Source organism: Planosporangium mesophilum, from assembly GCF_016863255.1.
Lineage (GTDB): Bacteria > Actinomycetota > Actinomycetes > Mycobacteriales > Micromonosporaceae > Planosporangium > Planosporangium mesophilum.
Map to the genome: position 1 here is coordinate 88,087 of NZ_BOON01000024.1, position 26,436 is coordinate 114,522.

The following is a 26,436-nucleotide window of genomic DNA, read 5'->3' on the forward strand; positions in this document are numbered from 1 at the left end:
GCCTCATGGCGGCACCGAGCGCAGCGAGGTGCCGGCATGAGCACGTTCGTCCTGGTGCATGGGGCCTGGCACGGCGGGTGGTGCTGGGACCGGGTCGCCCCGCTGCTGCGCGCGGCCGGGCACGAGGTCCACGCGCCGACGCTGACCGGCCTGTCGGAGCGGGCCCACCTGCTCTCACCGCAGGTGGGGCTCGACACCCACGTCGAGGACGTGGTCCGGCTCATCGACACCCTCGGCCTGACCGACGTGGTACTGGTCGGCCACAGCTACGCCGGCCAGATCGTCACCGGGGTCGCCGACCGGCGGCCGGACGCGATCGCCCGCCGGGTCTACCTCGACGCGTTCGTGGGCACCGACGGTGAGGCCGCGCGTGACCTGCTGCCGGAGACGGTGGAGCACCACTGGGCCGAGTCCGCTGCCGAGCAGGGTTTCGGGTGGCTGGTACCGGTACGCAAGCTGTCGGTGCTCGGGGTGACCGAGCAGGCCGACATCGACTGGCTGACGCCCAAGCTCACACCGCACCCGTGGAAGACCTACACCGACCCGCTGCGGCTGACCGGCGCGGTCGACGGCGTACCGGCGGCGTTCATCGAGTGCGTCACCTGGATGCGGGTGTTCGCCGGCCAGGCCGAGCGGGCGCGCGAGCGCGGCTGGCCGGTGCACGACCTGGACACCGGGCACGAGGCGATGGTCACCGCCCCGAAGCCGCTGGCCGACGTCCTGCTTTCCCTCGTCTGAGACCACTTAGGAGAGATCGTGGAGTTCCTCGTCCGGTCCGAGAACCGCCTGCCTCCGGAGACGCCGGCCGAGCGGCGGGAGGAGTTGCGGGCCGCCGAGCGGGCCCGTGCCGTGGAGTTGCGCGCGGCCGGCATCCTCAAGCGGCTCTGGCGGGTACCGGGCCGCAACGCGACCGTCGGGCTCTACGAGGCCGAGGACCCGGCCGCGCTGCACGACGCGCTCATGTCGCTGCCCATGGCGCCGTGGCTGGACGTCACCGTCGAGGCCCTGGCGACCCATCCCCAGGAGCGGAAATGACCGCCACGGAGACCGGGCGTGAACTGCGCATCACCTTCCGGCAGTACGACGGGGAGATGCTCGGTACCTGCTGGTGCGGACTGACGTCCACCAGCGCCCACCCGCGCACACTGTGGGAGTGGCTGGACGACCACGAGCACGCCGTACCCGAGCAGGGGAGTGCCGTCCATGGCAGCTGAGAGCAGGTTCGACGTTGCGGGTACGCCGGTCTTCGACGGGCAGACCAGCCGGCGCGGCTTCCGGATGAACAAGCTCTTCATGAGCCTGCGGTTCGCCGAGAACCGGGAGCGGTTCGGAGCCGACGAGGGCGCCTACTGCGACCAGTTCGGGCTCACGCCCGAGCAGCGCACGGCGGTGTTGGACCGCGACTGGCAGGCGATGATCGACCTCGGCGGCAGCATCTTCTACGTCTACAAGTTGGCGATGATGGACGGCAGGTCCATGCAGTACCTCGGCGGGGTCTTCACCGGCATGACCGAGGAGGAGTTCGTGGCGGCGATGCGGGCGGGAGGACGTTCCGGTGGCTGAGGTGATCTGGGGTCTGGCGACGTCGCACGTGCCGTCGATCGGCGCGGCGATGGACCGCGGCAAGACCGAGGACCCGAACTGGAAGGCGCTGTTCGACGGCTACCGGCCGGCCCGCGAATGGCTGGCCGAGCACAAGCCGGACGTCGCGATCGTGATCTACAACGACCACGCCAACGGCATCGACCTCGACATCGTCCCCACCTTCGGGATCGGGACGGCCGACCGGTACGACGTGGCCGACGAGGGTTTCGGCCGGCGCCCGGTCCCCGACGTCATCGGTGACCCCGAGCTGTCGTTGCACCTGCTGGAGAGCCTGGTCGACGAGGGCTTCGACCTCACCGTCTTCCAGGAGCTCGACGTCGACCACGGGTTCACCGTGCCGCTGTCGGTCTGGACGCCGGACCCCGGCGACTCCTGGCCGTGCCCGGTGGTACCGCTGCTGGTGAATGTCATCCAGTACCCCCAGCCCACCGCCGCCCGGTGCTACGCCCTGGGGCAGGCCCTCGGCCGGGCGATCGCGAGCTACGGCAAGGACGTGAAGGTCGGCATCCTCGGTACCGGCGGGATGTCGCACCAGCTCGCCGGGGCCCGCGCGGGATTCATCAACGCCGAGTTCGACCGCATGTTCATGGAGGCGATCGAGTCCGACCCGGCGAAGCTCGCGGCGCTCAGCCGGGAGGAGCTGATCCGCGAGGCCGGCTCCGAGGGCATCGAGATGATCATGTGGCTGATCATGCGCGGCGCCATGAACGAGCGGGTGCGCAAGGTGCACTCGCACTACTTCGTACCGGCATCCAACACCGCCGCCGGACTGGCGCTGTTCGACAACCGTCCCTGACATTCGCGCAGGCTCCTCCGTCTTCGAAGACGGAGGAGCCTGCGCGACTATGAGGGCGTCCGGTTGAAGTACGCCCTCCGACCGGGTCGGCACCCACAGCGCGGCCGGCCGGGACCGTACGGGCGAGCAGCAGGTAGAGCACGGCCATCAGCGACGACGACCTGGAACGCGGCGAGCGCGTACAACAACCATGCGGTCCAGCGCACCGGCAGGGGAGCCGCTCCGACCGTACGCTGCTCGTCGATCTCGGCCACTGTGGACCCCTCTCGTGTGATGGCGCCTATGGGCGATGTCAATGGCAAACGTCCGCCCCCGAGTCCAGAATGGTGCTCGGAGGTGATCGAACGGGAAGGCGTCGGGCGGCGTACCCCGAGGGCAACGAGTTCTGCATCTGCTGGTGAGCCGAGGTGACAGTCATGTACTCGACACGGGTCTTCCAACACGTGAACGCGCCGCGTCCAGCCGTGTACCGGGCGCTGCTGGATCCGGACGCGATCGCGACGTGGCGGGTGCCGGACGGGATGAGCAGCCAGATGCACGAGTTCGACGGCCGTGAGGGCGGCGCGTTCCGCGTCTCGCTCACGTACGAGGTGCCGGGCGGCGTCGGCAAGTCGGCGGTGCACACCGACACGTACCACGGCCACTTCCGCAGGCTCGTGCCGGACGAGCAGGTGGTCGAGGTGCTTGAGTTCGAGACCTCGGACCCCGCGTTCCAGGGCACGATGACGATGACGACCACGCTGACCGACGTGGACGGTGGGACCGGGGTTGTCGTCGTACACGACGGCCTTCCCGACGCTGTGCCCGCCGCCGACAACGAGACGGGTACCCGCATGGCGTTGGCGAAGCTCGCCCGGCTGGTCGAGGCGGAGCAGCGGTCGTCGTAATCGGCTACGGGAGGAAGGCCGTTGATGCGATGCTTCCGACCATGACCGAATCTGATCCGAAGGCGGACCTCCACCGTTACCTGCGGCAGGCCCGGGAGGCCCTGCTGTGGAAGCTCGACGGGCTGTCGGAGTACGACGTCCGCCGTCCCCTGGTGCCGACCGGCACCAACCTGCTCGGCATCGTCAAGCACGTGGCCAGCGTCGAAGCGGGCTACTTCGGCGCCACGTTCGGCCGGCCGTTCGACGAGCCGCTGCCGTGGTTCGACGACGACGCCGAGCCGAACGCCGACATGTGGGCTACCGCCGAGGAGTCGCGGGAACAGATCGTCGGCCTGTACCGCCGGGTCTGGGCGCACTCCGACGCCACGATCGAGGCGCTGGCGCTGGACGCGATCGGCCAGGTCGCGTGGTGGCCACCGGAGCGTCGCGAGGTCCCGCTGCACCGGATCCTGGTACACATGATCGCCGAGACCAACCGGCATGCCGGCCACGCCGACATCGTCCGGGAACTCATCGACGGCGCCGCCGGACTGCGCGACGGCAACGACAACCTGGCGCCGGTCGACTGGCAGCAGCACCGCGACCGGTTGGAGCAGGTCGCGCGGCAGGCCGCCTCGGCCTGATTAGCCGATCCCCGTGCGCCGCCTCACCGGTCTGCGCGCCGGCACCGTCACTAGGGTCGGTGGCGTGACGACCATGAGCGGGCCGGTACGACCGGTAGGGGAGTTGCTGCGCGACTGGCGCCGGAGTCGCGGGATGAGCCAGCTCGACCTGTCGATCGAGACGGGGGTATCGACCCGGCACCTGAGCTTCGTGGAGACCGGGCGGTCCCGGCCGAGCCCGGAGCTCATCCTGCGGCTGGCGGACCGGCTCGACGTGCCGCTGGCGGAGCGCAACACGATGCTGCTCGCCGGCGGTTACGCCCCCGCCTACCCGAGCCACGAGGTGAGTGACCCGCACCTGGCTCCGGTACTGACCGCCGCGCGGCAGCTGCTGCACGGGCACGGGCCGTACCCCGCGGTCCTCCTCGACCGGCACTGGAACCTCGTCGAGGCCAACCCCGCCGTCGCCGTCCTCACCGCCGGCGCCGCGCCGCACCTGCTCGCTTCACCGGTCAACGTGCTGCGGCTGAGCCTGCACCCCGACGGGATGGCCCCGCGCATCCTCAACCTGCCCGAGTGGCGCGCGCACCTGCTCAGCCGGTTGCACCAGCAAGCGGTGACCACCAACGACGCGGCCCTGTACGAGCTGCACGAGGAGCTTCGCGGCTACCCCGCCGGTACCGACCACGCGCCACCGGCGGGTGACGGGGCTCCGCGCGTCGTCATCCCGCTCCGGTACCGCCACGGTGACCGGGAGCTGTCGTTCATCAGCACCACCACGGTGTTCGGCACGCCGCTGGACATCACCGTCGCCGGACTGGCCATCGAGGCGTTCTTCCCCGCGGACCCGGCGACCGCCGAGACGCTCCACGCCCTCGCCGCAGCGTGAGCCGGCATCAGGCGGCTACGCCACCTCCAGCAGGGTCTTGCCCACGGTGGCGCGCGACTCGATCACCGCGTGCGCGTCGGCGGCCCGGTCCAGCGGGTACCGTTGCCCGAACACCGGCCGGAGCCGGCCGGCCGCCGCCGCGGCCAGCGCGTTCTCGGTGAACGCGCGCAGCTCGGCGGGCGAGGCCTGCGCCCGTAGTACCGTCACCCCGCGGTCGGTGGCGGCTTCGTCGGAGATGCTCGCCCATTCGCCGCTCGCGAGCCCGAAACTGAGCATCCGCCCGCCGCGGCCGAGCAGCTCGAACGCGGATCGACCGATCGCGCCACCCACCCCGTCGAAGACGACGTCCACCCCGCCGGCGGCCTCCCGTACCCGCTCCGGCCAGTCCGGCTCCAGGTAGTCGACCACCACGTCGGCGCCGAGGTCGCCGGCCACCCGGGTCTTTCGCGTACCGCCGGCCGCCGCGACGACGGTCGCGCCGGCGGCCCGGGCGAGCTGTACCAGCAGCGTGCCCACGCCGCCCGCCGCAGCTTCGACCAGTACCCGGTCCCCGTCGCGCAGCCCGGCCGCCCGGACCAGCAGCATCGCTGTCCGCCCGTCGGCCAGCAGCGCCACCGCGGTGTCGAGCGCGACGCCGTCCGGTACCTCGATGAGCGCGCCCGCGTCGACCGCGACGCGCTCGGCATAGCCGCCGCTGCCGCCGGTACTGCCGATGACGCGCTTGCCGACGAGGGACCGGTCGGCCTCGCCGCCGACCGAGGTGACCACACCGCCCACGCCGTTGCCGGGGATCATCGGGAGCTCCGCCCGGAACGGTCCGGCACCGCTCGCGCGGAACTGGGTCTCCACGAAGGTGATGTTGGCGTAGGCCACCTCGACCAGTGCCTGTCCGGGTCCGGCGACCGGATCGGGCGCGTCGCCCTCGACGAGCACCCCCGGCCCACCGAACTCCGTCAACCACACCGCGCGCATCGGACCCCCTCCGCCGACTTGGCTGTCGGGGACCAAGCGTGCAACCTCAACCGTGGTTGAGGTCAACGTCCCCGGTGCGACCGCTTGATGATCTGGTCGATTTCCGCGCGTCGATACTTGATCATTGATCTTCGTCCGGGTAGCACTTCTGACAGAAGACCGTCGAGTTGCTGCCTGGAGGAGACTGTGGACGGAACGGCCGGGCCCGACGCGGCGCCGCGTGCCTGGGCGCAGGTGGCTGCGGGATGACCGAGGCCGCGACCACCGTGCCCGCGACTACCGCGGCCGCCCCGCCACAGGTCCTCAACGCCGGTGAACCGGTCTTGACCGGGGGACCCGTGACGCTCGTCGAGGGCTCCACGTTCTGCCTCTCCGAACGGTCCGGGGACGTGCGGCCGGGCGGCGCCCACGGCCTGTTCGTCCGCGACGCCCGCGTGCTGTCGCGCTGGGAGTTGCGGCTGGACGGGTACGCGCCGCAGCCGCTGGCCGTGATCCCGTCCGACGCGTTCACCGCCCGCTTCGTGCTGCGCCGCCCCGACAGCAGCCTGCTGCTGGTACGCGAGCGGCTGGTCGGCGACGGCCTGCGCGAGACGCTGACCGTGGAGAACCTGGGCCGCGAGGCGACCACCGCGGTCGTCACCCTGCTCGTCGACGGCGACTTCTCCGACCTGTTCGCGGTCAAGGAGGGCCGGACGGCCGGCGATGACAGCCAGGTCCGCGGCGCCCACGTCCGCGTCGCCGGGCAGGAACTGCTGCTGACCGCCCGCGCCGACGCCGGCCGGGGGCTGCGCGTCACCGGCTCCGGCGACCCGGTCGTGACGCCCCGCGCCCTGAGCTGGCGGGTCGTCGTCCCGGCCCGCGGGCGGTGGTCGGCCGAGGTGGTGGCGGAGCCGATGGTCGCCGGCCGGTGGATCGAACCGGGCTTCCGGCGCGGCGAGCCGGTGGAGGCCACGGCCGCCGCGCAGAAGCTGCGCGCCTGGCGGCGCACCAGTGCGCAGGTCAGCGTCGACGATCCGGTACTCGCCAAAGTCCTGCGGCGCACCGAAACCGACCTCGGCGCGCTCCAGATCACCGACCCGGACACCGGCCGGCCGTTCGTGGCCGCGGGCGCCCCGTGGTTCATGACCCTGTTCGGCCGGGACAGCCTGCTGACCGCATGGATGGCGCTGCCGCTCGACGTCAACCTCGCCATCGGTACATTGCAGGCCCTCGCCGCCACGCAGGCCCGTACCGTCGACCCGGCCACCGACTCCGAGCCCGGCCGGATCCTGCACGAGCTGCGGGCCGGGCCCGACAGCGACCGGGTCCTCGGCGGCAGCCACTACTACGGCAGCGTCGACGCCACCCCGCTCTTCGTCATGCTGCTGGGGGAGTGCTGGCGGTGGGGCGTCGACGAGGCGACGGTCCGGGCGCTGCTGCCGGCCGCCGACGCCGCCCTCGACTGGATCGACCGGTACGGCGACCGCGACGGCGACGGGTTCGTCGAGTACCGGCGGGCGACCGACCGCGGGCTGGCCAACCAGGGGTGGAAGGACAGTTCCGACGCGATGAACTTCGCCGACGGCACCCTGGCCGAGGCCCCGCTGGCGCTGTGCGAGGTACAGGGCTACGGCTACGCCGCCTTGCTGGCCCGCGCCGAGCTGGCTGAGGCGTTCGGCGACTCCGACCGCGCCGAGCGGTGCCGGTGGCGGGCCAAGGAGCTGCGGGACGCCTTCGCCGAGCGGTACTGGCTGCCCGATCGCGGCTGGTACGCCGTCGCCCTGGACCGGCACAAGCGGCCGGTGGACGCCCTGACGAGCAACGCCGCGCACTGCCTGTGGACCGGCATCGCCCGCGACGAGCACGCCGAGGTCCTCGTCAGGCGACTGTCCGGAGTGGACATGGACACCGGGTACGGGCTGCGTACCCTGTCCGCCGCGATGGGCGCGTACAACCCGATGAGCTACCACAACGGCTCGGTCTGGCCGCATGACACGGCCATCGCGGTCGCCGGCCTGATGCGGTACGCACACGTGCCCGGGGCGGTCGAGCTGGCGCACCGGCTGGCCGACGGGGTGCTGGACGCCGCGGGCGGGTTCGGCGGCCGGCTGCCCGAGCTGTTCTGCGGCTTCGGCCGCGACCAGTTCGCCCCGCCGGTGCCGTACCCGACCTCGTGTTCACCGCAGGCCTGGGCGACCGCGGCGCCGCTGCTGCTGGTACGCGCCGTGCTGGGGTTGGACCCGCACGTGCCGCACCGGACCCTCGGCCTCGCACCGCGGCTGCCCGAACGGTGGGGCCGGGTGACCCTGTCCAACCTCCGGCTCGGGCCGGCCACCGTCAACCTGACCGCGCACGGGGACCGCGCCACGGTCCGCGGCCTGCCCGGCGACTGGACCGGCAACGACTGACCGTCAGCGGCGCGTACCGTCGAACCGGCCCATCCAGGGGACGTGGTCGTCGCTCGGGCGCTCCGGCGGTACCGGTACGAAGTTGGCGGCGTCGTCGGTGCTGCCCGAGCCGTCATACCGGGCGACCAGTGGATAGGGAAAGACCGGGCGGGTACGGGTGACGGCGCCGCCGTCCACCTTCGCCGCCACCACGCTGGTCGGCGCGGTACCGGTCTCCACCCAGTTCACCAGCCCGGTGAGCAGGTCGAACGAGCTGGGCCCGGTGCCGCCGGCGCAGTGGTACATGCCGGGGAACATGAACAGCCGGGCGAACGACTGGGTGGCCGCGAGCCCGCCCATCCGGTCGGAGACGGCCTGGTAGTACGCGACCGTGCCGGTGGCCGGGATGGCCTGGTCGGACCAGCCGTGCCAGAGTACGAGCTTGCCGCCGGAGCGCCTGAAGTCGGTCAGGTCCGGGTCGATGGCGTCGTACAGCCCGGACAGCTGGCGTACCCGTTCGAAGGTGGCGCGGTCGAAGGCGATGTCGTTGAGGGTGGACGACAGCGGCGGGTTCTGCGTGAACGCGAGGTACTTGACCCAGGCGTTGCCGATGCGCCATGCGATCGTCGAGCTCTGCGGCGCGTCGGCGTCCTGGGGGATGAACCAGCCGGCCCAGGCGAGCTCCGAGCCGTACGCCTGGCCGCCCGGGTACAGGTGCTGTCCCCGGCCGTCCACGGCGCCGGAGTAGATCTTCCGCACCACGGTCACCTGGGCGGCGGTCAGGCAGTTCGGGGTGTCGGCGCCGCGGCAGGCGATGCCCGCCGGGTCGAAGTCGCACCGGCGCGGATCGTCGAGCTGGCCGTCGACCAGACCGTCGAGCCGGTCGCAGCGGTCCATCACCGCCGCGTGCAGGGCGGGAAGCTTGCTCGCCGGCAGGATCGCCTTCCCCGCGGCGTCGAAGTCCACCCGGGCGAGCCACGGCTGGTTGAAGGTGTTGAGCTCGGTGGTGATGGAGGCGGGTGCGCCGGCGAGGATGCCGTCGAAGTCGTCGGGGTAGCGCTGCGCCTCGGTGAGCCCTTCGTGGCCGCCCTGCGAGCAGCCGTCGAAGTAGGAGTACCTCGGGGGCTGGCCGTAGAACCTGGCGATGAGCGCCTTCGCCGTCAGTGCGGTCACGTGGTCGGCACGGTAGGCGAAGTCGACGCGCAGTTGCGGGTCGGTGCCGAACACGCCGTCGGCGCTGCCGCCGCCGACGTGGCCCTGGTTGTTCGAGGCGGTCGCGAACGCGCCGTCGGTGACCGGCGCGCAGCCGGCCGCCGCCTGGACGTTGACCGCCAGCGTGCCGCAGAGCCCACCGCAACCGGCCTGCAGGTAGCGCTGCCGGTACGTACGGGTGGGCAGCTGCACCTGGAACTGGATCTGCGGAGCGATCACCCCGCGGACGTCACAGACCTGGTACCCGGCGCCGGCCGTGGCGAGCGCCGCCGACGTGACGCCCATGCCCGCGCCGATCTCGGTCGACACGTCGACGCCGGCGAGGTCTTCACAGGCGAGGTGGGGGGTGACGACCGGCAGCTCGGTGGCGACCCGCTCCGCCCGGGGCGGAGCTGGCCGGGCGGTCGCCGGTTCGGCGGCGGCCAACAGTGGAACGGTCAGCAGGGCGAGGGCGAGGGACACGGAGATGTGGCGCTTGCGGCTGGCCGGCATGCCGCTCCTCCTTGTGGGCGGGGATACGTCTGCTCTGCGTACACGCGTTCGGGCTGCGAACGGCCAGGCTACGATCTCATTCGATGCCCGTCAATGCGCGATTGCGTACAGTTGTCGATGTGGTTATCCCCGTCCACGACGTGAACCCGGTCCGGCGTAGGCCCTGGGTCACGTACCTGCTGATCGCCGCGAACGTCGGAGTGTTCCTGCTGACGCCCGCAGCCACCACTACCGGCGTGGAGTCCAGCAGCCTGGGTGAGCTGTGCCGGCAGGAGGCCTTCTACGACCGGTACGCCGCCATTCCCCGGGAGTTGATCGGCAACCGGCAACTGCCCGAGGTGCCGACCGGCGAGGTGGGCGTCGGTGCCGGCGGCCCCGGCTGCGTGGTCTCGGAACCGTCGTACCACAAGCTACCGGCGTTGTCGGTGCTGTACTCGATGTTCCTGCATGGCGGCTGGCTGCACCTGCTCGGCAACATGCTGTTCCTGTGGGTGTTCGGCAACAACGTCGAGGACCGGTTCGGCCGGCTGCGGTACCTGCTGGTCTACCTGTTGTGCGGGTACGTCGCCGCCTACGGGTTCGCACTGGGCAGCCACGACGCGGTCACGCCGCTGGTCGGCGCGTCCGGGGCGGTCTCCGGGGTGCTCGGCGCCTATCTGGTGCTCTTCCCGCGGGCCCGGGTCTGGAGCCTGGTGCCCGTCCTGCTGTTCATCCCGTTGCGGCTGCCCGCCTGGCTGGTACTGGGCCTGTGGTTCGTGATCCAGTGGGTCTACTCGGCCGGGTACGCCGTCTCCGGGGCGGGCTCCGTCGCCTACCTCGCGCACGTGTTCGGGTTCGTGACCGGCGTGCTCGCCGCGCTGACGCTGGCGGGGCGGCAGCGCCCGGAAGACCCGTACCGCCGCCGGGAACCCCGGCGGCGGGTCGCCTAGCGACGGTGCGTTACTGCGGCGGAGATGTCAGTGGCGTACGTCCGCCGGCCCCGAGGTGAGCGGCAAGCCGGCGCGCTGCCACGCCTCGACTCCACCGATCATGTCCGTGGCGCGCCACAGGCCGATCGCCCGCAGGCTCGCGGCCGCCAGGCTTGAGCTGTAGCCCTGCCGGCAGATGACGATGATCTCCAGGTCGTGGTCCACGGCCTCCGGAATGCGCGCGTCGCTCAGCGGGTCCAGCCGCCACTCGAGCACCGTACGGTCGATCACCAGTGAGCCCGGGATCTCGCCCTGCTCCTGGCGCTGGTGCTCGGTACGGGTGTCGACTACCAGCGCCCCTCTGCGTCCGGCCGCCTCCGTCTCTTCAGGAGTCATCCGTCGTGTGCCGGTCCGTACCTTGGCGAGAATCTCGCCGATGCCCGTATGCCGCTCGACCTCCACGTTCATAGTGTGCCGGATGTGTCGATCTTCGGCACAACTCGCCTCTCTTATAACGGAACGTACACGCGCAGACACCCAGCGGTAGTCACCATCAACGTTTGACGAACCAGTTCAGGATCCTAGGATGCTGTACGGGCGGTGGTCCGACCCACAGCGAACGGTGCGTCGCCAGGGCGGGCGGTGGAGCGTCGCGGCACGCACCGCGGCGGCAGACAAAAGGGCGCCGCGTCACAAGGCGGAGGCAGGCAGGGGAGCCGCGACAAAGACGGCAGAGGCGGACGGCCCCGGTCAGGTCGTGCGCGGTCCGTCGGCGGACAGGAGATCGTACAGATTGAGGACCGTCATAATCCGCAGCACCTTGCCGTGTGCGTTGGCCACGGAGAAGGTGATTCCACGGTGCTGCGCGGTCCGCATCGCGCTCAACAGGACCTGGATGCCGGTCGAGTCGATGAAGTCCAGCGGCTGGACGTCGATGACCAGGGAGGTGGTACCCGGCTCGGCGAGGACGGCGGCGATGGTCTCGTGGAGCCGCTCCAGGTTGCTGATGTCGACCTCGCCGGTCGTGACCAGGCGTGCGTTGCCGTGACCGTCATCGGACCGAACCAGATCCAAGCTGGCCGGAGCGATCCCCACACGAGGCGTATCCATCTGGTCCTCCCTGGCCGACCGCATGAGCATAGCCCCGGTGGCGCTCGCCCAAGCCGGCACCACCGGGCCCCGGGTACGGGGAGGGCGCCAGCACCGAGGCGCGGCGATCGTTGGCGGCCGGGAGGGGTCGGCATACGGTATGACGGTGGGATCTCCGTTGGACGCGTGGCGCGACGCCGTCCTCGAGCTGCTACGCGCCGCTCAGGTGGCGCTGCCCGGAGGCCTGGCAGGCGCGGTGAACGACGCGGTCCGTCCGCTGGGGGTCGAGTTCACCATGTACCTGGTCGATCTTGAGCAGCGGTCGCTGCGAGCGGTGCCCGGGGCGACCGAGCCCGTACCGCGGTCCCTGCCGATCGACGACGGCCCGGCCGGGCAGGCCTTCATGATGATCAGCCCGGTGTCGGTACCCGACCGACCGCGGCGGTTGTGGATGCCGCTGCAGGACGGTACCGAGCGGCTCGGGGTCCTGGAGGTGGCGCTGCCGGACTGGCTCGACCCTGACGATCCCGAGCTGCGCGAAGGCGTCACGCTGGTCGCGATGCTGCTCGGCCACCTGGTCGCGGCAAAGACCGAGTACGGCGACATCCTGCTGAAGTCCAGACGCTCCCGGCGCCTGTCCACCGCGTCCGAGTTGTTGTGGCGAACCGTGCCGCGGCTGACCTTCGCGACCGAGCGGATGGTCATCTCGGCGGTGCTGGAGCCGTGCTACGAGGCTGGCGGCGACGCCTTCGACTACGCGGTCGATGCCGACCTCGCCCGGGTGGCGGTCCTGGACGGCGTCGGTCACGGCCTGACCGCCGGCCTCACCACGGCCGTCGCGATGTCCGCGATGCGTACCGCGAGGGTGGACGGGCAGCCGTTGGAAGGGATGGCCGGTGCGGCCGACGAGGCCATCATCGGCAACTTCAGCGACCAGCGGTTCGTCACCGCCGTGCTGGCGGAGGTCGACCTGGCCACCGGCGTCGTGCGCTACCTCAACGCCGGCCACCCACCGCCGGTACTGCTGCGCGGCGGCAAGGCGGTCGCCCTCCTGGACCAGGGGAGGCGGACACCGCTCGGTATCGCCGACCCGACCGCCGAGGTCGGCCAACACGAGCTGGAGCCGGGTGACCGGCTGCTGTGCTACACCGACGGCTTCACCGAGGCGCGCGACGAGCACGGCGAGGAGTTCGGCCTGTCCCGGCTGGTCGAGCTCGCCGAGTGCCACACGGCCGCCGGGCTACCGGTACCCGAGACCCTCCGGAGGCTCTCCCACGACGTGCTCGACCACCAGGTCGGACCCCTGCACGACGACGCGACCCTGCTGATGTTCAGCTGGTCGGCCGCTGACAGTCGGCGGACTCTCCTGTAAACGCCGGCCGCTCACAGCGCCGGCCGCTCACAGCGCCGGCCGCTCACGGTGCCGGCCGCTTACGGTGCGTGTCCACGGGTGCACGCGGCGGCGCGTTCGGCAAGCAGGACGCGTTCGCGGTTGTTACGGGTCAGCGACGCCGCACGCTCGAAGTCGGCGCGCGCCTCGTCGAAGCGGCCGAGCTTGGCCAGGAGGTCGCCGCGCACACTCGGCAGCAGGTGGTACCCCTTGAGCGCCGGCTCCGCGACCAGCGTGTCGACGAGTTCCAGACCCGCCGCCGGGCCGAACGCCATCGAGACCGCGACGGCGCGGTTCAGCTCGACGATGGGCGAGGGGGAGAGCTGGCCGAGTGCGGCGTAGAGCGCGGCGATGCGGGCCCAGTCCGTCTCTTGCGGCGTCAGCGCCCGGGCGTGGCAGGCGGCTATCGCGGCCTGCAGCGCGTACCGGCCGAGCGCGCCGCCGAGCTGCTCGGCGCGCTCCAACGCCGCGAGGCCGCGGCGGATGAGGAGCCGGTCCCAGCGTGTACGGTCCTGGTCGAGCAGCAGGACGGGCTCGCCGGACGGACCGATCCGTGCCCTCAGCCGCGACGCCTGGATCTCCATGAGCGAGACGAGGCCGTGTACCTCGGGCTCGGCCGGCGCGAGCCCGGCCAGGATGCGACCGAGACGCAGGGCCTCCTCGCACAGCGACGGCCGTACCCAGTCGTCACCAGCGGTCGCCGAGTAGCCCTCGTTGAAGACGAGGTAGACGACCTCGAGTACCGAGGCCAGGCGGTCGCCGCGGTCGGCGCCGCTGGGGACCTCGAAGGGGACCTTCTTGTCGGCCAGGCTCCGCTTGGCGCGGACGATGCGCTGGGCGACGGTCGGCTCCGGTACCAGGAAGGCGCGCGCGATCTCGTCGGTCGTCAGGCCGCCCAGCATCCGGAGCGTGAGCGCGACCCGCGCCTCGACGGAGAGGACGGGATGGCAGGCCGTGAAGATGAGGCGCAGCAGGTCGTCGCCGATGTCGTCATCGATCGCGGCGTCCAGGTCCTGCTCGTCGGTGCCGAGCCGGGCCTCCAGGTCGCGACCGACCTCCACCTGCTTGCGCTCCAGCGTGGCCTGCCGGCGCATCGCGTCGATCGCGCGGCGCTTGGCGACGGCCATGAGCCAGGCGCCCGGGTTGTTCGGGACGCCTGACTGCGGCCACTGCTCGAGCGCGGCCACGAGCGCGTCCTGCGCCAGGTCCTCGGCGAGGCCGATGTCGCGTACCATCCGCGCGAGACCGGCGGTGAGCCTGGCCGACTCGATCCGCCAGACCGCGTCGATCGCGCGATGGGTATCGGTAGCCGTCACGGCTACCGATACAACCATCCGGGCCGGTGTGCCGCGACACCGCCGCCGTCGACCAGCGCTGTGAAATACCGCTGTGAACTACCGCTGCTGGTCGGCCACCTGCGCGCGCAGGCGCTCCTCCTGTTGCCGGAGTTCGGGAGTGAACTCCTCGCCGAAGTCCTCGGCTTCGAACACCGGTCGGATCTCGACCTCGGCGCCCCCGTCGAACGGCGAGCGCTTGAGCCATTCGATCGCCTCGTCCATCGACTTGACCTGCCACAGCCAGAACCCGGCGATCAGCTCCTTCGCCTCGGCGTAGGGCCCGTCGGTCACGGTCGCCGTCCCGCCGGAGAACGTCATCCGAACGCCCTTGGAGCTCGGGTGCAGCCCCTCGCCGGCGATCATCACGCCGGCCCTGACCAGCTCTTCGTTGTACTTACCCATGGCGGCGAGGATCTCCTGGCTGGGCATGACGCCCGCCTCGCTGTCCCGGTCCGCCCTGATCATCACCATGACGCGCATTGCCGTGTCTCCTCCTGGTTGGCGGTCGGGAGTGCCTCCCGGACCGTCTTAGGCCTGGTGTTGAACCTTCGATCTACCAGAGCGTCGAACGAGGACGACCGGAATCGACACGGCGGCCAGAATTTTCTCCGGGGGCACTCGACGCGGTCCGGGCGGATCCTTGATCATCAATCTGTTATCGCGCAAGTGCTCTTGGTAACAGGAAGAGGGTCTTGGCAGGTCCGATACCTGCCCGTATGGTCATCGCGTCCGATCCGGTCTCGTGGTCACCGTAGGTGGCGCCGGAGCGGACCCGTCGAGTCGTGCTGTTCACGAGCCGGGGACCCACCGCAACTCTGGGGTGAATCCGCGGGCCGCTGGCCTGCGGTAGGGCGACCTTTCCCGCCCGAATCCGTCAGCTAACCCGGTAGGCGGCAGCGTAAGGAGAACATGCCGTGCAAGACCCCGTCGCCCCATTACTCTCGCGGGTTTCCCATCGCACCACGTATGTGCCCTGGACCGGTCGGTCCGAAACGGGTCCGTGACCTGGTCCGCTCATTCGGACCAACAGCCTCCGGGTGAGGCGGTCACCAATCTGGCCCGTCGCCGTCGTCGCGGCAGTGCCTTGCGCCCGCTCTAGCGGACCGGTCTGCCGTCACGTGACGCGGCAGCCGTAGCCGCGAGCGTGGCAGCCGGTGATCCCTCACGCCGCCGCACCGCGCGTCCTCCGGTTTCTGCCGGTCGACCCGTCACCGCGGCGATCCCGTCGTTGAAAAACGGTCAGCCGACCGGCGCATGCCGATCGGCAGACCTGGCACACCCGTGGAGACCTTGAATTGAAGCCCCGACGTACCCGCAACAAGTTCAGGCACGCCGCAGCCCCCCGCGTCCCTCGGGCGCTGGTCACCTCGGCCGCCGTGCTCGCCGCGGCCGCCACCACCGGCATCCTGTTGAGCGAACCGTCCGTTCACGCGGCGCCCAGCGCCGCCCGCGTCTCCGTGGTGGACACGGTCCGCGACAATCCCGGTACGGTCGGGCGTGGCGGACTCGCCGCGGCGCCCGCGCCGGGCACCGCCGGCCAGACGGTGAAGCCGGCCCGTCCGGCGCCGACGGCGCCGGCAACGGCGACGCAGGCGGCACCGCCGCCGGCCCCACCCTCGGCCCCGCCGACGCCGGCCGCCCCGCCGGCCCCGCCGTCCATGAAGGAGCTGGCCTACCAGTACGAGGCGCAGCCGAACTTCTACTACTGCGGCCCGGCGTCGACGCGGATCGCCCTGACCGCCCGCGGCAAGGTCGTCAGCCAGGACCTGGCCGCCCGCGAGTTGCGGACCACGACGGGCGGGACGGACTCCGCCGAGGACACGACGCGCGCGCTGAACGGCATCCTCGGTACCGACTTCTACAAGACCCGGTCCATTCCCGGCCCCGCGGCCACCCCGGCCCAGATGGACCAGCTGCAGGCCGACGTCGTCCACGCCATCAGCAACGGGTACGCCATGGTGGCCAACGTCGTCGGCTCGGCCACGGACATGGCCGGTGGCGGGCACAGCTACGGCGGGGGCCACTACGTGGCCGTCGTCGGCTACAAGGACGACGGTCGGGCCGTGAAGATCGCCGACCCGGCCAACCCCGCCAACAGCAGCTACTGGGTCACCACCATCAACATGGCCCAGTGGATGGTCAACCGGGGCTACTCGTACTGACCTCGCATACCGGGTGCGTCACGGCCCGGCGGCGCATCGTGCGCCGCCGGGCCGTTTCAGTCGATCCTCAGGTGAGGATCGGTACGAGGCACGCGGCGAAGGCGGCGTAGAAAAGCGCGGCCGTGGACAGGGTCCAGGCGTTGAACTTCCGGGTACGCAGCAGCACCAGCAGGTACCCGATCGCGACCATCGTGGCGATGCCGGACAGCAGCAGCGGAGAGTCGAACCGCCACGGGGTGAAGAGCAGGCCCAGGCCGCTGGGCACGGTCGCCTGGATCATCATGGCGCCGGAGATGTTCGCCAGGGCCAGGGGAGTCTTGCCCTGGCGGACCCAGATGATGGCGTTCATGATCTCGGGCAGCTCGGTGGCGATCGGCGACAGCAGCAGCGCGGTCACCGTCGCCGACAGCCCGAGCATCGGCCCGACGGCGTCGAGCTGGTGCACGAACAGCTGCGACGCGCCGAAGATGACCACCAGGGTGGCCAGGGTCTGGGTGACCACGGCCCAGGTCGCGGGCTTGGCGCGGCGGCGCTGCAGCAGCAGCGGTGCGAGCTCCTCGCCGTCGCCGTCGCCGTGCTCGCCGCCGCCGCGCATCTCCCGCCAGAAGTACACCGCATAGGCGGCGAAGAACAGCAGCCCCAGCCACGGCTTGAACGCGAACGCCACCAGCCCGAGGGCCACCTTCACGACGAAGATCGCCAGGAACCACCGCTGGTCGCGGGCCAGCTTGCCGGGATCGCCGATGCCGTCGCCGAGGTGAGACCCGCCGGTACCCGCAACGCCGGCAGGGCCGGGCGACCCGCCGGAGCCGGTTGACCCGGTGGTGCCGGCCATCGCCGGTACGGCGGTCCTCGCGGCGGCCGTCTTACGCCGTCGCGTCCACATCATCACGCCGGTCACGCCGTACGCGACGGTCGCCAGCGCCAGCGGACCGCCCATCGCGGCGCCCACCCCGATGTCCTTCTGGGCTTCGCCGGAGCCGAAGACGACGGCCACGAACGTGACGACGCTCTCCGGCAGGGCGGTACCGAACGCGGCCAGGATCGTACCGACGGCGAGCGGTCCCACCTTGAGCCGCTGGCCGAGCCACTCCACGGCGTTGACGAACCACTCGCACGACAGGTAGATCACCGCCGCGCAGACGATCAGCAGTACAAAATGGATCACGGGTCTGGTCTTCTTTCCCGCACCACGCGGGGAAGCCGTGCCCGGAGAAACCGTACCGAGACCTCGACCCCGCCATGACGCGCACGTCACCTATGGGTCGAAGGTCTCGTCCACCCCGGGGGCCGGGGCCCGGCCACCGGGAGCCCACTAGGGTTCCAGCATGTCGACGACCGGCGAAGGACTACTCCCCTTCAGGTCAGCAGCCTATCAGGCTCACCGGCGTGGATCACGGTAAAAGACGATCTCGGATGCGACGGCGGCCACACTCCCGATCGTCGGTGCTTCTGGACACGCTCGGTAGCATTAGCTTAGGCTCTCCTAACCAAGGTTGTCCTTACTTAGGGAGCTCGATGCGCAAGGGTAGACGACGGGTACTGGCGATTGTGGCTGCCCTGGCGGTTGCGCCGGGCCTGGCGGCGTGCGGCGGCTCGGACAAGTCCGGGTCGGCGGGCTCCCCGGAGAAGGCCACGCTCACCCTGTACAACGCGCAGCACGAGCCGATGATGAAAGAGCTGGTCGACGGCTTCACCAAGGAGACCGGCATCAAGGTCAACTTCCGGAACGGCAAAGATTCGGAGATGGCCAACCAGATCGTCCAGGAGGGCGCCGCGTCGCCGGCCGACGTTTTCGTCACCGAGAACTCCCCGGCGATGACGCTCGTCGACAGCAAGGGCGGTTTCGCCAAGCTCGACGACGCGACCCTGGCGCAGGTACCGAAGCAGTATGTGCCGTCCACCGGCAACTGGATGGGCTTCGCCTCCCGCTCGACGGTGTTCGCGTACAACTCCAAGCAGCTCACCAAGGAGCAGTTGCCGGCGTCCATCATGGACATCACGCAGCCGCAGTGGAAGGGCAAGATCGGCGTCGCCGCGGCCGGCGCTGACTTCCAGGCGATCGTGAGTGCCGTGCTCGCGGTGAAGGGCGAGGCCGCGACGGCCGAGTGGCTCAAGGGGCTCAAGGCCAACGCGAAGGTCTACCGGGGCAACGGTGCGGTGATGAAGGCCGTCAACGACGGTGAGATCTCCGGCGGCGTCATTTACCACTACTACTGGGTCAACGACCGGGCCGAGTCGGGCGCCAACAGCGCCAACACCGAACTGCACTACTTCGGTAACTCCGATCCCGGCGCCTTCGTCAGCGTCTCCGGCGCCGGCGTGCTCAAGGCCAGCAAGCACCAGGCCGAGGCCCGGCAGCTCGTGAAGTACCTGACCGGCAAGAACGGCCAGAAGATCCTCGCCGACGGCAAGTCCGGGGAGTACTCCATCTCGGCCGAGGTGCCCACCAACCCCAAGCTCAAGCCGCTCGGTGAGCTCAACGCGCCGGAGCTGGACGTCGCCAAGCTCAACGGGCCGAAGGTGGTCGAGCTGATGCAGCAGGCGGGTCTGCTCTGAGCATCCTCACCACCCGTACCGCCGGGGTGGGGCGCCGCGTCGCGGCGTACCCACCCCTGCTGCTCGCCGCGTGCGTCCTCGTCGCGCTCGTCGCCGCCATCCCGCTGGCCTTCGTCGTCGGGTACACGGTCAGTACGGGCTGGGACGAGGCGTGGCGGTTGCTGGTACGCCCCCGCATCGGTGAGCTGCTGGTCAACACGGCCCGACTCACGCTGGGCTGCATGGTGCTCACCGCCGTCCTGGGTACCGGGGCGGCCTGGCTGGTCGAGCGCACCACGCTGCCCGGCCGCCGGATCTGGAACGCCCTGCTGGCCGCGCCGCTGGCAGTCCCCGCCTTCGTGACCAGCTTCGGTTGGGTGTCGCTCACCCCGGCGGTCGAGGGGTACTGGGGCGCCCTGCTCATCGTCACCGTGTCGTACTACCCGCTGGTCTTCCTGCCCGCGGCGGCGGCGCTGCGGGGCCTCGACCCGGCGCTGGAGGAGACCGCCCGTGCCCTCGGCCACGGACCGTGGCGCACCTTCCTGCGGGTGGTGCTGCCGCAGCTGCGCCCGGCCGTGCTCGGCGGCTCGCTGCTGGTCGGGCTGCACCTGCTCGCCGAGTTCGGCGCGCTGCAGATGCTGCGGTACCCGACCTTCACCACCGCGATCTTCGACCAGTACGAGTCGGCGTTCAACGCGCCGGCGGCCAACATGCTGGCCACCGTCCTGGTGCTGTGCTGCGCGCTCCTGCTCACGGCCGAGCTGCGGCTGCGCGGGCGGCGCCGGTACGCGCGGGTGGGGCGCGGCGCCGCCCGGAGCCTCGAACCCGTACGGCTGCGGGGCTGGACCGCACCCGCCCTGGTGGCCCTGTTCGCCGTCGTGGCGCTCGCCCTCGGGGTACCGATGGGCAGCCTGGTGCACTGGCTGGTCGTCGGTGCGTCCACCGCCTTCCCGGTCGCGTCCCTGGTGACGACCGCCGCCACGTCCATCGGCCTGGGGCTGCTGGCGGCGCTGCTCACCACGGCGCTCGCACTTCCGGTCGCGTGGCTGTCCGTCCGGTACCGCGGGAGCGTCAGCACGCTGCTGGAGCGCAGCACGTACGTGGCGAACGCCCTGCCCGGCATCGTCGTCGCGCTGGCGCTGATCACGGTGTCGATCCGGTTCGTGCCGTCGGCGTATCAGACGACCGGGGTCCTGCTGGTCGGGTACGCCATCCTCTTCCTGCCGCGGGCGATGGTGAGCGCCCGGGCGGCGATCGCCCAGGCGCCGCCGGTCCTCGAGGACGTCGCGCACTCCCTGGGTACCCGGGGCGCGACGACGCTGCGGCGGGTGATCCTGCCCCTCATCGCGCCGGGTGTCGGCGCCGGCGCCGCGCTGGTGTTCCTCGCGGTCGTCACCGAGCTCACCGCTACGCTGCTGCTGGCGCCGATCGGAACGCGGACCCTGGCCACCGAGTTCTGGAGCCACTCCAGCGACATCGCCTACGGCGCCGCCGCTCCGTACGCCGCCCTCATGGTGGCCATCTCGGCGCCGGCCACCTACCTGCTCACCCGACGCACGAGGAACACCTCATGACCGCACTGGCCATCCGTCAGGTCACCAAGAGCTTCGGTCCCGTCTCCGCGCTGACCGGGGTCGACCTCGACGTACCCGCCCAGAGCTTCACGGCGGTGCTCGGCCCGTCCGGCTGCGGCAAGACCACGCTGCTGCGGTTGATCGCCGGCTTCGCCGCCCCGGACGGCGGCACCATCGCCTTCGGTGACCAGCAGGTGGCCGGCCCCGGAGTCTTCGTACCGCCGCAGCGCCGGCAGGTCGGGTACGTACCCCAGGAGGGCGCCCTCTTCCCGCACCTCGACGTCGCCGCCAACATCACGTTCGGCCTGCCCCGGGCCGCCCGCCGCTCCGGCGAACGCCTGGCCGAACTGCTCGACCTCGTCGAACTCGGCCGTGACGTCGCCACGCGGTACCCGCACGAACTCTCCGGCGGCCAGCAGCAGCGGGTCGCGCTGGCCCGGGCGCTCGCGCCGAAGCCGTCCATCGTCCTGCTCGACGAGCCGTTCTCGTCGCTGGACGCCGCGCTGCGGCTGGGTACCGCCCGCGCTGTGGCGCAGGCGCTGCGGGCCGCGAACGCCACCGCCGTCCTGGTCACCCACGACCAGGACGAGGCGCTGTCCCTGGCCGACCAGGTCGCTGTCATGCGGAGCGGCCGGCTGGTCCAGGCGGCCGCCCCGGACGTCGTCTACGCCAGCCCCGCCGACCCGGCGGTGGCCGCGTTCGTCGGCGCCGCGGTGCTGCTGCCGGGGACGGTCCGGGGCGGGACGGCGGACTGCGCGCTGGGTGCCGTCGCCGTCGCGCCCGGCGCCGTCGAGGGCGCCGCGCACCTGCTCATCCGGCCCGAGCAGATCCGGATCCTGGCCGGCTCCGACGCGGTGCCTGCCGCTGAGGGCGTGCTCGCCCGCGTCGGAGAGGTCGCCTACTTCGGCCACGACGCGACCGTACGGCTTCAGCTGGAACCGTCCGGCCCGGAGGTGGTCGCCCGCGTCATGGGTACCCGTACCCCCGCGGCAGGGGAGCGGGTGCGGCTCGCCGTGGACGGCGTCGCGGCAGCCTTCCCCGCCAACGGCCACTGACCCCTGCCGGTCGCCGCGCCGATCACGATCCCGATGGTCCGTCGTCGAGGATCCTCCGCATGACGCCTCCCCGTCTCGGTGCGCTGCCACGTGCGCGGTCTCTCGACCGAAGGGGTTTCTCCGCCGAACGCCGGTACGGACGGGACCTTCGGCTCTTCCGCCCGTAGATCCTGCGGACAAGGGTGGTTCAGGACCCGGGACGCCGGGGGAGGTGATCGACGTGGTGTTCGTCGTCTTCTTGATCGTGCTCGCGCTGCTGCTGGCGACCGTCGACGTCGCACCGTCCGTCGGCCGCTGGTTCGCCCGGTCACGGGCCCGGCGTGCCGCCCGGCGGCTGTCGTCGGAGGGGGCGGACGCCGCCGCCGTGGTCGCCACGGGTACCGCCAACAGTGACCGGGCGGAGGCCGTACTCGTCGCGGCCCTGCTCATGGGCCGACTGTCGCCGGCGCAGTACCGGTCGGCGATGGCCGATCTCGCGGCACGGGACGCGCTACGCCGTCCACTGGTTGTGCCACCCGACCGCGAGATGTGACTCCGCGAGATGCGACGCCGCATGGTGTGACCCGTGCGGGTACGGGGCCGGGGGTGCCACGGCCGACAGTCGGGTGCGTCTGCGGTCCGTCGCGAACCCCGCGCCGGCCGCCACCGTCCGGCGCGGATTCGGCCGGGGGTGGGCATGGGCGTGTGCCACGAGCACCGGGCACTGTGCCCGGTGGATCAGTGCTCGGCTGACCGAGCCGGGTAGCAGGCTGGTACACGCGGTGCGGCCCCGGCAGCCGACCACCACCAGGGGCGCGGAGGCGGAGGCGGCCACGAACGCGGACACCACGTCCGGGGCGTACATCGGCTCGGACACCACCGCCACCTCCGGGTACCGGTCGGGCCAGCCGTCCAGAGCCTCCGCGATGAGCTCGGCCGAGCAGGCCTGCGCCGTCCCGACGGTGTACTTGCCGCCCTCGTCCGTCTCGGCCGCTGCCCGCGGGCCGATGCAGTGCACGTTCACCGCCCGTACCGGCACCCCGCGCAGCATCGCCTGTTCGAACGCGAGCGGTACGGCGGCGTCGCTGTGTTCGGAGCCGTCGAGCCCCACGAGGATCGGCCGGTGCGCATCCGTCCCATGGTCGCAGTCGGCATGGTCGCAGGCGGCATGGTCGCAGGCGACGCGGGCGTGCGCGACGAGTACCGGGCAGTGCGAGTGGGTCACGACCCGGTCGTTCAACCACCGGCCCAGGAGGTTGTCGTAGCCGCCCGTGTGCCGGGGACCGACGACGACCAGGGCGGCGTCGTAGGACTGCTCGACGAGGACGTCGGCGAGGGCGCCGCGGTTCGCGGCGGGGTACGCGGTGGTGGTCATCACCAGGGTGGGGAAGCGCTCGCGCAGGCGTTCGACCGTCTGCGCGAGGATCGACCGGGAACTCGCGGCCGGGTACCGGCAGCAGGCCAGTCGCAGGGGGAGGTGGAACCGGTACGCCTCGGCGGCGGCCGTCTCGGCGGCGACCATGCCGTCCTGTAGATCGGCTCTGTCCTGTAGATGGGCTCTGTCCGGTAGATCGGCCCGTGGGTCGGCACCGTCCCCTGGATCGGCGCCGTCGCACGAGTCGATGCCGACGAGCACCGGCCGCCGCGCCCGGGTGACCATGACACACCTCCGTGACACCTCCAGCCTGTGGCGGATGCGGCAGGGTCGGCAGGGGCGAACGTCCCGGGCCCGGGGACGGGCGCCCCATCGGATGCCGCTCGTCAGGCGCGCGGATATGTGGAATGTCGGTGGCGGTCCACTGTGTACGAGTGCACGTGACGACCTACGAGGCGAATCTTCCTCCGCCGGTATTGTCCGGATCAGGTGCATGGGATCGCCGGATGGCACGTCGGCTCATCGGCCTCTCAGCTCAACTGTCCACCAGTTGGGCTCTCCCGCTCGTCCCGTAGGCCTGCTCCAAGCACACTCCGGAGGTCCCGAGGCCGGCAGGGCCGAAAGTCCTGTCGTCGACAGGGCCATTCGCCCTCATCAGGAGAATGCGAGTACATCGCGGGATTCATCACCATCTGTACGAGTGGTCGCACTCCAGGCGCCGACGGGGCCCTCTCGCCGTGGTGCCGGTGCGGTACTGTCCCGCCGGTTCGACCTATTAGACCCAAGGGGAGTGGTCTCGTGCGGGGTACGAGAAGGACGGCTCTGGTATTGCTGTCACTGGGCGCGTTCGCGCTGGCGGGCTGCGGGCCGGACTCGTCGAAGGCCGGCGGAAACGCGGACGGCAAGGCGGACACGCTGGCGCTGATGCGCAGCGACGCCAAGGGCTCGATACAGAAGGCCGCGGACAACAGCGGCAAGGCCACCTCGGTCGCGCTGACCATGAGCGGGACGGCCGACGGCGAGCCGCTCAAGGGTCGCGGCGTGGTGGCGCTGGGCGGGCCGCTCAAGGCAGAGCTCGTCATCGAGGATGCGACGGACGGCCCAGGGACCATCCGGATGCTCGGTACCACGTTCTACGTCCAGATCCCCGCCAAGGACCGGGCCGACATGGACGGTAAGAGCTGGATGAAGCTGGACCTCGCAGCAGCCAGTGGCCAGCAGGCGGCCGGTGAGGTCGCCCGCCAACTCGACCACATGAATCCGGCCAAGCAGGTCCAGATGCTCGTCGACAGCGGCTCGGTCACCGCGGTCGGCGAGGAGACGGTGAACGGCGCGAAGACGATCCACTACGCGGGGACCATGCCGGTCTCCACCTACCTCGGCCAACTCGACCCGTCGATTCGTTCGCAGGTCGAGAAGACGCTGAACGAGAAGAGCGTCAAGGAGGCCAAGGTCGACCTGTGGGTGGACGAGCAGTACAACCTGCGCCGCAGTCGCAGCGTCCTGGGTACCACCACCGACCTGACCGTGGACTACACCGACTACAACAAGCCGGTCACCGTCGAGGCTCCGCCGGCCGCGGAGACCTTCGACTTCGCCGAGATGATGAACAAGCTGAAGTCCGGGATCACCGGCTGACGACCGGTACGGGCGGGTCCGGCCATCGGCACGGGCCCGCCCGGAGGGTTGCGCCTGGTCACCTGACCAGCAGGCTCTCCAGGCTCAACCGGTTACGCCGCCACAGGCTCCAGGGCCTGTTGAGCGAGACCGTGTTCGTACCGCGGGTCAGCGGCACGGTGTAACTGACGGTTCCGTCGCCGGTCCCGATGAAGAGCATCCGCGCGGCGTGCCGCACCCCGTTCACGCTCAGGTGGCGGACCGTGTCGCGGGCGGCCGCGTACCGGAACGTCAGGATGTGGTCGCGCGTGGCCGCGGCGTCCACGGTGACGGTGACGTCCCGCCCGTCCGGCTGCGGGGGTACCTCGTACACCGTGCCCTCGGTCGGTGGTACCTCGTCGGTCTCGCCGCCGGCGTGCAGCAGCGCCACGCCGCCGACCAGCAACGCCGCCGCGGCCTGGGTGGCCGCGTTGACCCTGCCGCGCCGCTGTGTCCAGTACGGCCCGACGCCCCGGCGCAGCCGCTGGCGCGCCCGCCACACCGCGTCGGCGTTCGTGTTCAGGAACCTCTGGTACGCGGGCCCGCCGTCCGGATCGGCGCCGTGGAGCCGCGCGAGGTTCTGGACGAAGATGCCCTTGAAGACTTGGGCGTCCCCGACGCAGCGTGCCGGCTCGCCGGGCTCGGCCAGGATCGAGCCGGTCGAGCCCGTCGGATCCTCGTGGACGAGCGTGGCGACGGCGGCGTCCGCGATCTGCCGGGCGCGGGCGAGGTGGCTCCGGTCGCCGGTGATGCGCCACAGTTCCACCAGGCCGCCGAGGATGACGCCCTGGTTGTATGTCCAGGTGGTACCGCCGTTGTTGGCGCAGGACGCGTCGAGGCCGTCGTTGACCTGATGATAGGAGTTGATCATCCCGCTCGCGTCGAACCAGTTCCACTCGCGTAGCGCCCAGTCGAGGTAGCGGCCCTCGCCGGTCGGTGCGCCGGCCCGCCGGTGCAGCCGCGCGGCGGCGAGCAGGAACAGTTCGTTGGTGATGGCGTTCTTGTACCCGCGGTCGGCGTTCCACCACAGGCCGCCGCCGCACACGCCGTCCCAGGCCTCGGTCATCTTGGCGAAGAGCGCCTCGGCCTCGTCGAGGTACTTGGCGTCGCCGGTGACGTCGTACGCGCGCAGCCAGGCGTTGAGGTACCACCCGTCGTCGTCGTAGAAGTGCGACCGCCGGCCCCGGTAGCGGGCGAACGACTTCTCGATGACGTTCAGGTAGGCGACGTCGCGTGTGCGCTCGTACGTGTTGACCACCGCGTCGATGGCCAGGGCCGGCTGCCACGCCTCACCGGTCGGGGTCGTCCACTTGCCGGTCCGAGGGTGGAAGAAGCGGAGCAGCCGGGCGACCGCGAGCCGGTCGCGCTCGTCCGCGACCGCCCGACCAGCCGGGTCGGCGCCCTCCATTGTCACGAGAACAGTCTGACATCAATGCGACCGTCCGCTGTCATGACTGAGAACGCATGGGGTCGCCACCGTCCGTTGATGTCCTCGCCGAATCGACACCGATGGGTGCCGCAGTGGCACCCGATAGGGGGGTGCGAACGGGTG

General features: G+C 71.2%; 26 protein-coding genes and 1 riboswitch. Of the genes, 17 read left to right on the plus strand and 9 right to left on the minus strand.

The genetic code is table 11. The features are described 5' to 3' along the window. Window positions 1-36: 36 nt before the first annotated feature. From Pme01_RS13185 to Pme01_RS13220, 8 genes are all read left to right on the plus strand, one after another. Window positions 37-738: an alpha/beta fold hydrolase gene (locus Pme01_RS13185; RefSeq protein WP_168115679.1), complete on the plus strand. Its 702-nt coding sequence runs from the start codon at window positions 37-39 to the stop codon at window positions 736-738. An 18-nt stretch (window positions 739-756) separates the two neighbouring features. Further along, window positions 757-1,035, plus strand: a complete 279-nt coding sequence (locus Pme01_RS13190; RefSeq protein WP_168115680.1) for a muconolactone Delta-isomerase family protein — start codon at window positions 757-759, stop codon at window positions 1,033-1,035. Next, the gene (locus Pme01_RS13195) at window positions 1,032-1,214 is read left to right on the plus strand and encodes a hypothetical protein (RefSeq protein WP_168115681.1); all 183 of its coding nucleotides are present in this window, start codon (window positions 1,032-1,034) and stop codon (window positions 1,212-1,214) included. Before Pme01_RS13190 ends, Pme01_RS13195 begins: the two co-directional genes overlap by 4 nt. After that, window positions 1,204-1,563, plus strand: coding sequence for a protocatechuate 4,5-dioxygenase subunit alpha (gene ligA, locus Pme01_RS13200; RefSeq protein WP_168115682.1), 360 nt, complete (start codon window positions 1,204-1,206; stop codon window positions 1,561-1,563). Before Pme01_RS13195 ends, ligA begins: the two co-directional genes overlap by 11 nt. Continuing rightward, entirely contained in the window at window positions 1,556-2,401 is an 846-nt protein-coding gene (locus Pme01_RS13205; protein WP_168115683.1) for a class III extradiol dioxygenase subunit beta, read from the plus strand. The genes ligA and Pme01_RS13205 overlap by 8 nt, the downstream gene beginning before the upstream one ends. Before the next feature lie 416 nt (window positions 2,402-2,817). Continuing rightward, entirely contained in the window at window positions 2,818-3,288 is a 471-nt protein-coding gene (locus Pme01_RS13210) for an SRPBCC domain-containing protein (protein ID WP_168115684.1), read from the plus strand. Between the two features lie 41 nt (window positions 3,289-3,329). Further along, window positions 3,330-3,911, plus strand: coding sequence for a DinB family protein (locus tag Pme01_RS13215; RefSeq protein WP_168115685.1), 582 nt, complete (start codon window positions 3,330-3,332; stop codon window positions 3,909-3,911). Window positions 3,912-3,984: 73 nt separating this feature from the next. Further along, window positions 3,985-4,779, plus strand: coding sequence for a helix-turn-helix domain-containing protein (locus Pme01_RS13220; protein ID WP_168115808.1), 795 nt, complete (start codon window positions 3,985-3,987; stop codon window positions 4,777-4,779). Window positions 4,780-4,794: 15 nt separating this feature from the next. Here the strand turns inward: Pme01_RS13220 and Pme01_RS13225 are convergent, their stop codons facing one another. Further along, window positions 4,795-5,751, minus strand: coding sequence for a zinc-binding dehydrogenase (locus Pme01_RS13225; protein ID WP_168115686.1), 957 nt, complete (start codon window positions 5,749-5,751; stop codon window positions 4,795-4,797). 245 nt (window positions 5,752-5,996) lie between these two features. Here Pme01_RS13225 and Pme01_RS13230 point away from each other — a divergent pair, with 245 nt between their 5' ends. Next, on the plus strand, window positions 5,997-8,138 hold the full coding sequence (locus tag Pme01_RS13230) for an amylo-alpha-1,6-glucosidase (protein ID WP_168115687.1): 2,142 nt from the start codon (window positions 5,997-5,999) through the stop codon (window positions 8,136-8,138). Window positions 8,139-8,141: 3 nt separating this feature from the next. On the opposite strand, the gene Pme01_RS13235 is transcribed toward Pme01_RS13230, so the two are convergent. Then, window positions 8,142-9,821: a tannase/feruloyl esterase family alpha/beta hydrolase gene (locus Pme01_RS13235; RefSeq protein WP_168115688.1), complete on the minus strand. Its 1,680-nt coding sequence runs from the start codon at window positions 9,819-9,821 to the stop codon at window positions 8,142-8,144. A gap of 119 nt (window positions 9,822-9,940) precedes the next feature. On the opposite strand from Pme01_RS13235, the gene Pme01_RS13240 reads away from it, so the two are divergent. Beyond that, the gene (locus Pme01_RS13240) at window positions 9,941-10,750 is read left to right on the plus strand and encodes a rhomboid family intramembrane serine protease (protein ID WP_168115689.1); all 810 of its coding nucleotides are present in this window, start codon (window positions 9,941-9,943) and stop codon (window positions 10,748-10,750) included. A gap of 27 nt (window positions 10,751-10,777) precedes the next feature. On the opposite strand, the gene Pme01_RS13245 is transcribed toward Pme01_RS13240, so the two are convergent. Continuing rightward, window positions 10,778-11,197, minus strand: coding sequence for a rhodanese-like domain-containing protein (locus Pme01_RS13245; protein WP_168115690.1), 420 nt, complete (start codon window positions 11,195-11,197; stop codon window positions 10,778-10,780). 282 nt (window positions 11,198-11,479) lie between these two features. Then, window positions 11,480-11,839, minus strand: a complete 360-nt coding sequence (locus Pme01_RS13250) for an STAS domain-containing protein (RefSeq protein ID WP_168115691.1) — start codon at window positions 11,837-11,839, stop codon at window positions 11,480-11,482. 145 nt (window positions 11,840-11,984) lie between these two features. On the opposite strand from Pme01_RS13250, the gene Pme01_RS13255 reads away from it, so the two are divergent. Further along, window positions 11,985-13,190, plus strand: a complete 1,206-nt coding sequence (locus Pme01_RS13255; RefSeq protein WP_203935598.1) for a PP2C family protein-serine/threonine phosphatase — start codon at window positions 11,985-11,987, stop codon at window positions 13,188-13,190. 59 nt (window positions 13,191-13,249) lie between these two features. On the opposite strand, the gene Pme01_RS13260 is transcribed toward Pme01_RS13255, so the two are convergent. Both Pme01_RS13260 and Pme01_RS13265 read right to left on the minus strand, forming a co-directional pair. Further along, window positions 13,250-14,524, minus strand: coding sequence for an RNA polymerase sigma factor (locus tag Pme01_RS13260; RefSeq protein ID WP_239088204.1), 1,275 nt, complete (start codon window positions 14,522-14,524; stop codon window positions 13,250-13,252). 78 nt (window positions 14,525-14,602) lie between these two features. Then, window positions 14,603-15,025, minus strand: coding sequence for a YciI family protein (locus tag Pme01_RS13265; protein ID WP_168115694.1), 423 nt, complete (start codon window positions 15,023-15,025; stop codon window positions 14,603-14,605). 283 nt (window positions 15,026-15,308) lie between these two features. Beyond that, window positions 15,309-15,453, plus strand: a riboswitch (cyclic di-AMP (ydaO/yuaA leader). Window positions 15,454-15,840: 387 nt separating this feature from the next. On the opposite strand from Pme01_RS13265, the gene Pme01_RS30925 reads away from it, so the two are divergent. Continuing rightward, window positions 15,841-16,707 (plus strand): C39 family peptidase, encoded by an 867-nt coding sequence (locus Pme01_RS30925; RefSeq protein ID WP_239088205.1) that lies wholly within the window; start codon window positions 15,841-15,843, stop codon window positions 16,705-16,707. Between the two features lie 67 nt (window positions 16,708-16,774). On the opposite strand, the gene Pme01_RS13275 is transcribed toward Pme01_RS30925, so the two are convergent. Next, window positions 16,775-17,875: a sodium:calcium antiporter gene (locus Pme01_RS13275; protein ID WP_168115695.1), complete on the minus strand. Its 1,101-nt coding sequence runs from the start codon at window positions 17,873-17,875 to the stop codon at window positions 16,775-16,777. A 350-nt stretch (window positions 17,876-18,225) separates the two neighbouring features. Between Pme01_RS13275 and Pme01_RS13280 the strand changes: the two genes are divergently transcribed. The 4 genes from Pme01_RS13280 to Pme01_RS13295 all read left to right on the plus strand — a co-directional run bounded on the left by Pme01_RS13280 (window position 18,226) and on the right by Pme01_RS13295 (window position 22,406). Next, window positions 18,226-19,266, plus strand: a complete 1,041-nt coding sequence (locus Pme01_RS13280) for an iron ABC transporter substrate-binding protein (RefSeq protein ID WP_168115696.1) — start codon at window positions 18,226-18,228, stop codon at window positions 19,264-19,266. A gap of 26 nt (window positions 19,267-19,292) precedes the next feature. Beyond that, window positions 19,293-20,819: an ABC transporter permease gene (locus tag Pme01_RS13285; protein ID WP_168115697.1), complete on the plus strand. Its 1,527-nt coding sequence runs from the start codon at window positions 19,293-19,295 to the stop codon at window positions 20,817-20,819. After that, a complete protein-coding gene (locus Pme01_RS13290) occupies window positions 20,816-21,874 on the plus strand; it encodes an ABC transporter ATP-binding protein (RefSeq protein WP_168115698.1) in 1,059 nt (352 codons plus the stop codon). The genes Pme01_RS13285 and Pme01_RS13290 overlap by 4 nt, the downstream gene beginning before the upstream one ends. Window positions 21,875-22,094: 220 nt before the next feature. After that, on the plus strand, window positions 22,095-22,406 hold the full coding sequence (locus Pme01_RS13295; protein WP_168115699.1) for a hypothetical protein: 312 nt from the start codon (window positions 22,095-22,097) through the stop codon (window positions 22,404-22,406). Here Pme01_RS13295 and Pme01_RS13300 read toward each other — a convergent pair. Further along, on the minus strand, window positions 22,365-23,513 hold the full coding sequence (locus tag Pme01_RS13300; RefSeq protein WP_168115700.1) for a universal stress protein: 1,149 nt from the start codon (window positions 23,511-23,513) through the stop codon (window positions 22,365-22,367). The two genes, Pme01_RS13295 and Pme01_RS13300, sit on opposite strands and share 42 nt — an antisense overlap. A 543-nt stretch (window positions 23,514-24,056) precedes the next feature. Here Pme01_RS13300 and Pme01_RS13305 point away from each other — a divergent pair. Next, entirely contained in the window at window positions 24,057-24,866 is an 810-nt protein-coding gene (locus Pme01_RS13305; protein WP_168115701.1) for an SCO4651 family lipoprotein, read from the plus strand. A 58-nt stretch (window positions 24,867-24,924) separates the two neighbouring features. On the opposite strand, the gene Pme01_RS13310 is transcribed toward Pme01_RS13305, so the two are convergent. Continuing rightward, entirely contained in the window at window positions 24,925-26,292 is a 1,368-nt protein-coding gene (locus tag Pme01_RS13310; protein ID WP_239088210.1) for a glycoside hydrolase family 76 protein, read from the minus strand. Between the last annotated feature and the right edge of the window lie 144 nt (window positions 26,293-26,436).

Excerpts from the sequence above, each read along its gene's own strand:
- Pme01_RS13220 (WP_168115808.1), top strand. The coding sequence starts at position 3,985 with ATGAGCGGGCCGGTACGACCGGTAGGGGAGTTGCTGCGCGACTGGCGC.
- Pme01_RS13250 (WP_168115691.1), bottom strand. The coding sequence starts at position 11,839 with ATGGATACGCCTCGTGTGGGGATCGCTCCGGCCAGCTTGGATCTGGTT.
- Pme01_RS13280 (WP_168115696.1), top strand. The coding sequence starts at position 18,226 with ATGCGCAAGGGTAGACGACGGGTACTGGCGATTGTGGCTGCCCTGGCG.
- Pme01_RS13310 (WP_239088210.1), bottom strand. The coding sequence starts at position 26,292 with ATGGAGGGCGCCGACCCGGCTGGTCGGGCGGTCGCGGACGAGCGCGAC.
- Pme01_RS13245 (WP_168115690.1), bottom strand. The coding sequence starts at position 11,197 with ATGAACGTGGAGGTCGAGCGGCATACGGGCATCGGCGAGATTCTCGCC.
- Pme01_RS13195 (WP_168115681.1), top strand. The coding sequence starts at position 1,032 with ATGACCGCCACGGAGACCGGGCGTGAACTGCGCATCACCTTCCGGCAG.
- Pme01_RS13225 (WP_168115686.1), bottom strand. The coding sequence starts at position 5,751 with ATGCGCGCGGTGTGGTTGACGGAGTTCGGTGGGCCGGGGGTGCTCGTC.
- Pme01_RS13290 (WP_168115698.1), top strand. The coding sequence starts at position 20,816 with ATGACCGCACTGGCCATCCGTCAGGTCACCAAGAGCTTCGGTCCCGTC.
- ligA (WP_168115682.1), top strand. The coding sequence starts at position 1,204 with ATGGCAGCTGAGAGCAGGTTCGACGTTGCGGGTACGCCGGTCTTCGAC.
- Pme01_RS13235 (WP_168115688.1), bottom strand. The coding sequence starts at position 9,821 with ATGCCGGCCAGCCGCAAGCGCCACATCTCCGTGTCCCTCGCCCTCGCC.
- Pme01_RS13265 (WP_168115694.1), bottom strand. The coding sequence starts at position 15,025 with ATGCGCGTCATGGTGATGATCAGGGCGGACCGGGACAGCGAGGCGGGC.
- Pme01_RS13185 (WP_168115679.1), top strand. The coding sequence starts at position 37 with ATGAGCACGTTCGTCCTGGTGCATGGGGCCTGGCACGGCGGGTGGTGC.
- Pme01_RS13230 (WP_168115687.1), top strand. The coding sequence starts at position 5,997 with ATGACCGAGGCCGCGACCACCGTGCCCGCGACTACCGCGGCCGCCCCG.
- Pme01_RS13210 (WP_168115684.1), top strand. The coding sequence starts at position 2,818 with ATGTACTCGACACGGGTCTTCCAACACGTGAACGCGCCGCGTCCAGCC.
- Pme01_RS13300 (WP_168115700.1), bottom strand. The coding sequence starts at position 23,513 with ATGGTCACCCGGGCGCGGCGGCCGGTGCTCGTCGGCATCGACTCGTGC.
- Pme01_RS13215 (WP_168115685.1), top strand. The coding sequence starts at position 3,330 with ATGACCGAATCTGATCCGAAGGCGGACCTCCACCGTTACCTGCGGCAG.